Below are 8,445 nucleotides of genomic sequence, written 5' to 3' on the forward strand. Positions count from 1 at the left end.
GGCCGAGCGCCGGTGGCCGCGTCGCCGGACCCGCCGCTCAGCCCGAGTCCGGTGGCGTCGACGTCGGAGGTCCCGTACCCGGACCTGTCGTCGGTCGCCGACGGCGTCGCGGCCGCGGTGACCGCCGCTTCGCCGCGGACGAGCGTCGGATTCGTCCTGTACGACCGGGAATCGGGAAAGGAGCTGGCATCCCTCGGCGCCGACGAGCCGTACTACACCGCGTCGGTGGTCAAGCTGCTGATCGCCATCGACGAGGTCCGCGACGACACCACGGGCGCGTGGGCGCTCCCGGACGCCGACGCCGTCGAAGACCTCACCGACATGCTCGAGGGCAGCAACGACGCGATCGCGTCGGCGTTCTGGGAGCGCAACGGCGGCAACGCGATCGTCACGCGGACGGCGGCGCTGCTCGGCCTGGCGCACACGACGCCGCCCGCGGACCCGACCCAGTGGGGCATGGCCAAGACGAGCGCCGGTGACGTGCTGGCGATCTACCAGTACCTCGAAGACACGGTGCCCGACGAGATCGCCCAGCCGATCCTGACGGCGCTCGGCAACGCCCGGAACCCGGCCGACGACGGCTGGGACCAGTACTTCGGCATCCCCGACGGCCTGAGCGGGATGTCGTGGCAGGTCAAGCAGGGCTGGATGATCCTGCGCTCGTCGCTGGTCCTCAACACCACCGGCGTGGTCGGCGGCCGCTACGTCGTGGTGCTGCTGACGCGGCAGCCGCCGGTCTCCTCGGCGAAGGGCCGGGCGGCGGTGACCGCCGGTATCAAGACACTCGCTCCCCTGCTGGCGCGGTTGAACGCGACGTGACGCCGCGGGCGCGGTCGATGTCCGGGCCCCGGTACAGGCGCTCGGGGATGCGGGCCAGCGTCGAGGGGTGGACCTGCGGGCCGAGGCCGTAGAGCTTCTGAAAGCTCATGATGAGCGGCCGCCAGCGGTCCGGGTCGATGTGGTCGTCGCTGCCGACCGCCCGGATGTCGTCGTGGACGAACACGCGCTGCACGCGCACCTCGAGCGCGACGATCCCGCCGCGCTGCCGCGCGTCCTCGTCGGCGAGCGGGTGCACGGCCTCGAGAACGACCTCCATGGCCACCGGGCACTCGGCGACCCGCGGCGGCGCAACGGTTTCCGACGCGACGGGGGTGAGCCCAGCCCGCTCGAACTTCTCCGCGACGTGGAAGTACCCGCGCTTCACTTTGCCCTCCGGCACGGGATCCGACCCGGTGGTCAGCGCGAGCCGGTCGACGGCCGCGGCGAGCGCGTCGGAGGGCAGGTTGAGCACGCCTTCGCCGGTGCGGAGCAGGTTCTGGGTGGTCTTCGAGCGGGCACCGAGCCCGAGCATCGCGCGCCAGCCGAGCCAGAAGGCCGAGGACATCGGCGCGAGGTTGGCGGAGCCGTCTTCGTTGGTGGTGGAGATCAGCACGACCGGGGTGCCGAAGTACAGGATGCCGGGCTCGATGGCCGTGTGGGCAGGGGTTTCCGTCTTCACGGGTTCGATCCTGCCGTCCACAGGGGACGCTCGCTGGCGGGAATCGGCCATCGCGATTCCCGCCAGCCTCGCGTCAGCCGCAGTGCTCGGCGCGTTCCTGGTCGGTCATCGCCGCGGTGTGCTGGGTGATGTCGCCGGTCGAGCCGGGGACCGGGCCGTCCGCGTCGAAGTCCTGGTACCAGATGTAGTGGCCGTAGAAGCGGTCGCCGAAGTGCATTTCGTACGTGCCGTGCACCTTCTGCATCTTCGGGGCCCGCTCCACCCAGCCCTTCTCCCCCGGCCGGACGTCGACGTTGGTCGCCTGCCCTTCGGTGTGCGACGACTCCCAGGTGTGCTGGTACGACGTCTCGATGGACACCTTGAACACTTCCGAGAACCCGTATTCGGCCGACAGGGAGACGCCGAAGCTGTTCGACTCGCCCGTCGTGTCGGACCAGTTCACGGTGCTGCGCTGCAGGTCCTGCGTGCAGTTGTAGGCCGCCTCGCCGACCTGGTGCCCGGCGCCGGTGTGCTCCTCCGGCGGGCCTGCCGGGTGGAACACGCACGAATCCGTGCCGTTGTCGCACTTGTCGAGCAGTTCCCGGGCGGTGGGCTGGTCTTCGGCGGACGCGGCCGGGGCGGTGAGCACGAGGCCGGCCGCGGTCACCAGGCCGAGGCCCGCCGCCACCCACGTGGTGCGCTTGCTGGTCATGCGGTCACTCCTTCTCGGGTGGGTGGCTCAGCTGAAGCCGATCGACTGGGTCCGGTCGTCCATGAAGGATCCGACGTTGCCGGTGTTCTCCTTGAACGGGCCGTCGCGGTCGCCGCCGAGGTTCGGCTCCGGGTAGAGCCAGATCCAGCAGTTCCCCCACGGCTGCACCGACGAGATCTTGTTCTTCCAGTCGTCCCCGAGGTCGAACTGCCAGTTCACCCAGCCGTCCTTTTTGCACAGTTCCGGACCGGTGATGGTCAGCGAGTTCCCCGTGTAGTCCGGGCCGTCGAAGAAAGTGCCCTGGACGACGTCGCCGTTCGCCTGCGCGGTGAGTGCGACGCGGCTGGAAGAGCAGTGCTCCACACCGGTTCCGGTGTTGAGGACACAGTGTCTGGTCGCCGGTGCCGCACTCGCCGGGGCGACCGCGGACAAGGTCAGCGCGGTCGTCGCGATCGCTGTCACCACGCCTTTTCTGGTTCCGTTCCCCATTGTTCCGGCTCCTTTCCGCGGAATGCGCGTCGAATCCGTCGATGATCCGAACGTAACCCCAGCATCTCCGGCTCGCGGCCCCGTTGCCCCCTGGTCCGGCCGGGTCTGCCTCGATCCCCCGACTCCGGCTCGAGATCTTGACAACCGGTGACCGCCGTCCTACCGTGGGTCCACGCCGCCGGGTTGTCCAGACCATTTATTCACGTCCGTGAACGAATGGTGCAGCGTCCTCATCGCGAAAGGACACCCACGATGCGCGTGCGTGCCTTGTTCGTCCTGCTGGCGGTTCCGGCACTGGCCGCGGCCACCGCGTTGCCCGCCGTGGCGGCGGATCCGTCCGTGGCCCCGGGCGGCAACTTCGACCTCTCGGTCTGGCAGCTCCAGGAGCCGGTCGGCTCCCCCGGCAAGCCGACCACGATCTCGTCGTCCCGGCTGCAGGGGCCGAACGGTTTCCAGGACAGCTACTTCTACACCGACACCCGCGACGGCGCGATGACCTTCTGGGCGCCGGAAAAGGGCGTCACCACGCCGAATTCGAACTACGCGCGCTCCGAGCTGCGCGAGATGAACCGCGACGGCTCGGCCGCGAACTGGTCGCTGAGCGGCTCGCACAAGCTCAGCGCGACGCTGCGCGTGGTGTCGGTGACGTCGAACGTGTGCGTCGGCCAGGTGCACCTCGGCACCGGCGGCTCGTCCACGAAACCGTTGCTGGAGCTGTACTACCGCGCGAGCGGGGACATCGTGCTGGGCACCGAGAACTCCCCCGACGGCGGGCAGACGCCGCACACCGTCGGCCACGTCTCGCTCGGCAAGACCTGGACGTACACGATCGGCATTTCCGGCGGCAACACCATCGACCTCACGGTCAACGGCAGCACCACGCACTACAGCATCCCGTCGTCGTTCAAGGCGTACCAGCAGTACTTCAAGGCCGGCTCGTACAACCAGTCCTCTTCGGACAGCACGACGAAGGGCGCGCGGGTCGCGTTCTACGGCTTGAAGATCACCCACGGCTGAGGAAGAACGGCCCGGCCGCCACCGGGCCGCTCCCATCGAAATCAGCTACCCTGGAGCGCTTTTACCTCCTGCAGCAGAGCTTCTTGACTCCTCCTGCTCCGCACATCGTCTTTTCGCAAGCTCCGGCCGGTAGCGAGCACGTCCCGGAACAGGTCCGCGGTGAGGTCCACCGCGTCGACAATCGCGCTCTCGACCTCTTCGGACAGCTTCTTCTCGGCCACCCCGAACCTCAGCCTCTTCGGCCGCTTCAACCTCTGAGCCACCACATCGACGTCTCCTGCCTCGAAGACCGGGATGAGTTCTGGGTTGATGATCGCCGAAACCATCATCGCGATGTGGTACTTGGCAGCCTTCAAGGTCGTCGATTCGGGCGTGCGCCCAAAGTACCGATCGATGCGGTACAAAATCCACGCAGCGTAGTAATAGGTTTCCTCAGGGTAGTCACCCCACACGAACGCGTCTTCCACCTCGAGGTCTTTCGGAGACCCGATCGCTCGCGATGACTCTCCAAACAGGGTGGCGGCAACGGCACGGTTCAACTCGGGAGTCGTCACCACACGCGTCCGGGCGAACTCGAGTATCGTGCCGCGGTTCTGGCGCTCGTAACGCAGCCCGTCCGGCCCAGACTGGGCAAAGTACTCCTCGACGTTCTTCGCCATCTGAGAACTGGCTTGGATATCCGAGGACCCAATGGCGGTTTGCAGGTTGGTCGCGATCGACACACTCGTGCGAACGGTTTCGTCGTTCGAACTCACGATCTTCACCGGCACCCAGAGTTCGGTAAGCAGATGATAAGAATTCTTGACCTCATCTGTGTCAGCCCATCGCATAAGCTGATGACTCGTCTGCCCACCGTTCACGATCTGGTAACCGGAGATGAAGAACCTGTCGCCGGCCCCACGCAAGTCAGTCGCAATGATCGTCAAGCCGTTGTTCAAGAAGGGGAAGTGCTCCCGCTCCGCCGACTGCAACGTTGCCATGATCCGGCTGTTCACCGGGTTGTGGGATCCCAGATCGAGACGGACGTTGTCGTCGAAGATTCCAGCACGCACTTCGCCGGTATCGTCCTTGAGGAGCTTCAGGAGTTCGCTCGCAGAGACGAGCCCGATGTAGGCTTCACTGACCCTGTCGGTTGCCGGGATGGTCTGCCGCTTCTCAAAGTTGAACTGCACCTTCTGCGGCCCGTGTCGCTCTTTCTGTTTGGCAGAAAGTTCCTCGTGCCCATGAGTTCGGAGCTTGACCCCTTCGGAGTAGACACCGATTTCGCGAATGCGAGAGATCGCCTCCGTTACCTGAAGTTCGGCTTGCACGCCGGCGCCGTCATTGGAACTCGTCGTCACGTAGTAGAGCTCGCATGGGATCCTGCTGTCCTGGAACTTGTCGCCGTTCTCCGCGATCCTGTCGATCAAGTTCGCCAGGTCGACCAAGCGCGGGGGCAGCACGAGGCTCCGCGGCTTCATCGCGTACTTCGTCACGGCCTCCACACCGTGGAGGAACTTCGCGACGAGCTTGGAGTCATACGACTCGCTCGTCTTCGCCTGGATGAAGATCACTTTCGCGGAGTTCGCTCCCTGGTCCGCGATCAGCTCGTCGATCTCCGCAGGTTCGGACACGATCCCGCCGTTGACTACCACCGCGGCGATGTCGATACCCTCGTCCGAGCCGCCGCCAAGGACCGAGTTTTCGATCAGCTCTACGCTGTCCCCTACGTACTGGAAGAGGTAGTTCGCCGCGACGTACCGTTCGAACTGCTCGGACTCGCTGCCACCGAAACCGAAGTCGCGCGAAAACTTCTGGACACGCTTGCTTGTGAGGGTGTGCATTCAACCTCTTCTTCAGAGCGACTAGCGGCTGGCCGGGCCAGAATCCTGGAACAGCACAGGCAATCCACGGAAGGTAGAAAGCCGGCCCGGCGGACTCCACGGCAACCGACCAGCTGCTCGACGCCAAGCTGCGGCGACTCGGGCGATCGGGTGGGGTCTCATGGCCGCAGTCTCGCAGATGAGGAATGGGCGAAGCAACGACTTCTTGCGTGTCACAGCAGCGCGATCGACGACGCAACTCGGTAGTAAGGAACGGCCCGGCCGCCACCGGGCCGCTCGCGTCTCAGCGCCAGCCGAGCTCCGGCGCCACGTGGGTCAGGATGTCCTCCAGCACATGGGCGTTGTAGTCGACGCCGAGCTGGTTCGGGACGGTCAGCAGCAGGGTGTCCGCGGCCTGGACGGCCTCGTCCTCCTTGAGCAGCCGCACCAGTTCGTCGGGCTCCGCGGCGTACGAACGGCCGAAGATCGCCCGGGTGTTCTCGTCGATCATGCCGACCTGGTCGCGCGAGTGGCGGTCGCGGCCGAAGTAGGCGCGGTCGAGGTCGGTCGTGAGCGCGAAGATGCTGCGGCTGACCGACACGCGGGGCTCGCGGGTGTGGCCGGCCTCCCGCCACGCGTCGCGGTAAGCCTCGATCTGCTTGCGCTGCTGGACGTGCAGCGGCTCGCCGGTCTCGTCGTCCTTGAGCGTGGAGCTCTGCAGGTTCATGCCCAGCTTCGCGGCCCAGACACTGGTCGCGTTCGAGCTGGACCCCCACCAGATGCGCTCGCGCAGGCCTTCCGAGTGCGGCTCGACGCGCAGCAGCCCGGGCGGGTTGGCGAACATCGGGCGCGGGTTCGGCTCCGCGAAGCCCTCGCCGCCGAGCACCTCGAGGAACAGCTCGGTGCGCCGGCGCGCCATGTCGGCGTCGGTCTCGCCTTCGGCCGGGGCGTAGCCGAAGTAGCGCCAGCCGTCGATGACCTGCTCGGGGGATCCCCGGCTGATGCCGAGCTGGAGCCTGCCGCCGGAGATGAGGTCCGCGGCGCCCGCCTCCTCGGCCATGTACAGCGGGTTCTCGTAGCGCATGTCGATCACGCCGGTGCCGATCTCGATCTTCGACGTGCGTGCGCCGATGGCCGACAGCAGCGGGAACGGGCTGCCGGCCTGCCGCGCGAAGTGGTGCACGCGGAAGTAGGCGCCGTCCACGCCGAGCTCCTCGGCGGCGACCGCGAGGTCGATCGACTGGTGCAGGAAGTCCGCGGCCGACCGCGTCTCGGAGTGCGCGCCCGGCGACCAGTGGCCGAACGACAGGAAGCCGATTTTCTTCACGCCCGTCCCAGCGCCCGGCGGCCGGGATTGATTCCCGGGTGTGAGCGGGCCGACCGGCCGGTGTCACTCGTTCCGGTGAACCACGGCCCGTGCCCGGCCCGGCCGGGTACCCCGCCGGAAAGGAGGAGGAGCGCATGCCCGACAACGACCTCACCGGGTTCCTGATCATCGGAATGGTCATCGTGCTGGCCGACGGCCAGGTGCTCTACCGCGGCGCCCGCCGCTACCTGACCGGCGCCGACGGCGGCGAGACCGGCTCGATCGCGTGGCCCGTGGTGACCGTCTTCCACCTCGTCGCGTTCGGCGTGCTGGCGCTCCTGTCGGTGGTCGGCCCGCGGTGGTCGGGTTCGGCGGCCGCGCTGGTCGGCAGGCTCGGCGTCTTCCTGCTGCTGCTGGCCGTGGTCCACGTGCTCACGCTCGCCGTGCTGGCCCGCGGCCGCCAGGACCGGATCGTCGAAGCCCACTACCAGGAGCGCGACGCCGAGCGGTCCGGCGGCGAGGCGCTCGCCGAGCCCACCGTCGCCCCGGTGCCCGGCCAGGAGGGCCGGCACCCGGAGGTGAGCCCCGACCTCGGGCACCACGGGCCGTACCGCACCTGAGCGGGTTCACCGGTTCGAGCTGAATCTTGATCTTCGCGCTGCTTCGCCCCCGGCCGCCGTGCTTGGCTTCCCCGGGCGACGAAGGGAACTGCGGTGCGAACGTCCCGGGCAGGGTTGGCGGTGGCCGTCTCGGTGCTGGTGGTGACGACGGCTCCGGCCGCCGCGACCACGCCCGATCCGCTCGCGCCGTACCTCACGCAGCAGGTGTCGTGGGGTGGTTGCCCATTCGCCAAGCGGATCGAAGCGCAGCCCTCGCAGTGCGCGCGGATCACCGTCCCGCGGGACTGGGCCGCGCCCGGCGCCGGCACCGACCTCAAGGTTTCGATCAGCCGCGCCGCGGCGACCGGCAGCCGGCGCGGGGCGATCCTGGTCAACCCCGGCGGGCCCGGTGGCCAGGGCACCTCGCTCGCCGGCGCGCTGGCCGGGCTGGAGCCGTCGCTGAACGAGCACTTCGACCTGATCGGCATGGACCCGCGCGGCACCGGCCAGGAAGGCGGCGACGACGCCGGGTTCGTCTGCCGCGTGCCGCTCGGGCGGCTGCCGCAGGAGGACGACCTGGACGCCCGCGACCGTTCGCCCGGCAGCATCTCGCGGCACCAGCGCGTGCCGCGGGCGGTGGCCGAGGCGTGCCAGAGCGACGCGCTCGCGCCCTACGTCACCACCTGGCAGACCGCGCACGACATGGACCTGATCCGCGCGCTGCTGAAGGACGAGAAGTTGAACTACCTCGGCTTCTCCTACGGGACCTGGCTCGGCGCGAAGTACGCGGCGCTGTTCCCGGACCACGCCGGCAAGCTCGTGCTCGACTCCAGCGTCAACTTCGAAGGCAGGCTCCAGGCCGCGTTCGAAGCGTTCCCGAAGATCGACCAGCGGCAGTTCGACGACGTCTACGCACCGTGGCTCGCCCGCCGCTTCCCCGAGCAGCTCGGGAAGACCGCCGGCCAGGTCCGGGCGAAGCGGGAGCGGCTGCGCGCGTTCTTCAAGCGCGAGGGCCTGTCCCCGGACCTGTTCGACCGCGTCTT

Annotated in this window: 9 protein-coding genes; 4 read left to right on the forward strand and 5 right to left on the reverse strand. The window is 68.1% G+C overall.

The window, feature by feature from the left end; genetic code table 11:
- Positions 1-819: hypothetical protein (locus G3I65_RS41800; RefSeq protein ID WP_203612660.1), on the forward strand; the 819-nt coding region annotated here is incomplete at its 5' end.
- On the opposite strand, the gene G3I65_RS41805 is transcribed toward G3I65_RS41800, so the two are convergent.
- The 3 genes from G3I65_RS41805 to G3I65_RS41815 all read right to left on the reverse strand — a co-directional run bounded on the left by G3I65_RS41805 (position 776) and on the right by G3I65_RS41815 (position 2,651).
- Positions 776-1,498 (reverse strand): flavin reductase family protein, encoded by a 723-nt coding sequence (locus tag G3I65_RS41805; protein ID WP_309235970.1) that lies wholly within the window; start codon positions 1,496-1,498, stop codon positions 776-778. The genes G3I65_RS41800 and G3I65_RS41805 overlap by 44 nt on opposite strands.
- Before the next feature lie 73 nt (positions 1,499-1,571).
- Positions 1,572-2,189, reverse strand: a complete 618-nt coding sequence (locus G3I65_RS41810) for a hypothetical protein (RefSeq protein WP_160700993.1) — start codon at positions 2,187-2,189, stop codon at positions 1,572-1,574.
- 27 nt (positions 2,190-2,216) lie between these two features.
- Positions 2,217-2,651 (reverse strand): hypothetical protein, encoded by a 435-nt coding sequence (locus G3I65_RS41815; protein ID WP_203612661.1) that lies wholly within the window; start codon positions 2,649-2,651, stop codon positions 2,217-2,219.
- A 279-nt stretch (positions 2,652-2,930) separates the two neighbouring features.
- On the opposite strand from G3I65_RS41815, the gene G3I65_RS41820 reads away from it, so the two are divergent.
- On the forward strand, positions 2,931-3,695 hold the full coding sequence (locus G3I65_RS41820) for a polysaccharide lyase family 7 protein (protein ID WP_160700994.1): 765 nt from the start codon (positions 2,931-2,933) through the stop codon (positions 3,693-3,695).
- A gap of 41 nt (positions 3,696-3,736) precedes the next feature.
- On the opposite strand, the gene G3I65_RS41825 is transcribed toward G3I65_RS41820, so the two are convergent.
- Entirely contained in the window at positions 3,737-5,518 is a 1,782-nt protein-coding gene (locus tag G3I65_RS41825; RefSeq protein WP_160700995.1) for an AIPR family protein, read from the reverse strand.
- A gap of 283 nt (positions 5,519-5,801) precedes the next feature.
- The gene (locus tag G3I65_RS41830; RefSeq protein WP_160700996.1) at positions 5,802-6,824 is read right to left on the reverse strand and encodes an LLM class flavin-dependent oxidoreductase; all 1,023 of its coding nucleotides are present in this window, start codon (positions 6,822-6,824) and stop codon (positions 5,802-5,804) included.
- 134 nt (positions 6,825-6,958) lie between these two features.
- On the opposite strand from G3I65_RS41830, the gene G3I65_RS41835 reads away from it, so the two are divergent.
- Entirely contained in the window at positions 6,959-7,423 is a 465-nt protein-coding gene (locus G3I65_RS41835; protein ID WP_160700997.1) for a hypothetical protein, read from the forward strand.
- A gap of 120 nt (positions 7,424-7,543) precedes the next feature.
- On the forward strand, positions 7,544-8,445 hold a 902-nt coding region (locus G3I65_RS41840; RefSeq protein ID WP_160700998.1), incomplete at its 3' end, for an alpha/beta fold hydrolase.

Source organism: Amycolatopsis sp. SID8362, from assembly GCF_010550475.1.
GTDB classification, from domain to species: Bacteria; Actinomycetota; Actinomycetes; order Mycobacteriales; family Pseudonocardiaceae; genus Amycolatopsis; species Amycolatopsis eburnea.

What these genes read in the sequence shown, in the direction of transcription:
- G3I65_RS41810 (WP_160700993.1), bottom strand. Translation starts at nt 2,189, where the DNA reads ATGACCAGCAAGCGCACCACGTGGGTGGCGGCGGGCCTCGGCCTGGTG.
- G3I65_RS41835 (WP_160700997.1), top strand. Translation starts at nt 6,959, where the DNA reads ATGCCCGACAACGACCTCACCGGGTTCCTGATCATCGGAATGGTCATC.
- G3I65_RS41820 (WP_160700994.1), top strand. Translation starts at nt 2,931, where the DNA reads ATGCGCGTGCGTGCCTTGTTCGTCCTGCTGGCGGTTCCGGCACTGGCC.
- G3I65_RS41825 (WP_160700995.1), bottom strand. Translation starts at nt 5,518, where the DNA reads ATGCACACCCTCACAAGCAAGCGTGTCCAGAAGTTTTCGCGCGACTTC.